Genomic DNA, 406 nt, shown 5'->3' on the forward strand with positions numbered 1-406 from the left:
GTTTCATTCCATCCTCCTGTTCGTTCTCGGTTCGGCTTTCAGGACGCGCATCACCAGAAGCGAAAAATCTCGCGGACGGCATCGCCGATCGAGGCCAATGTGCCGTGCTTCTTCTCGACGACTTCGCCGTGACGGCTGTCTCGCCAATTCTGCGGCTGGTCGAACGTTCCCGCCCAGATGCCGGCCTTTCCCGCCCGGGCGACGGCCTCCTCGCTCTCGAAGTCGCCATACGCAACCGCCCAGCCCGCCTCGACCTGCGCGCGGTTGAGATCCTTGCCGCCGGCGGTGCAGTCGCCGAGCAACCGGCCATAACGATCACGTTGCCAGCCGGTACAAGAGACGGGCTTGCCGGCGATCAGGCGAACGAGCGACTGGCGCGCAAGCGTGCCGCAGGAATAGTCAGTAC

1 protein-coding gene is annotated in these 406 nt (G+C 64.3%); it reads right to left on the reverse strand.

What is annotated here, in order from left to right; all coding sequences use genetic code 11:
* Positions 1–50: 50 nt before the first annotated feature.
* Positions 51–406 (reverse strand): thermonuclease family protein (locus tag EN939_RS37760; RefSeq protein ID WP_164751677.1); only part of this gene is annotated, 356 nt, incomplete at its 5' end.

The sequence above is a fragment of the Mesorhizobium sp. M7A.F.Ca.CA.002.05.1.1 genome, from assembly GCF_003998335.1.
GTDB lineage: Bacteria > Pseudomonadota > Alphaproteobacteria > Rhizobiales > Rhizobiaceae > Mesorhizobium.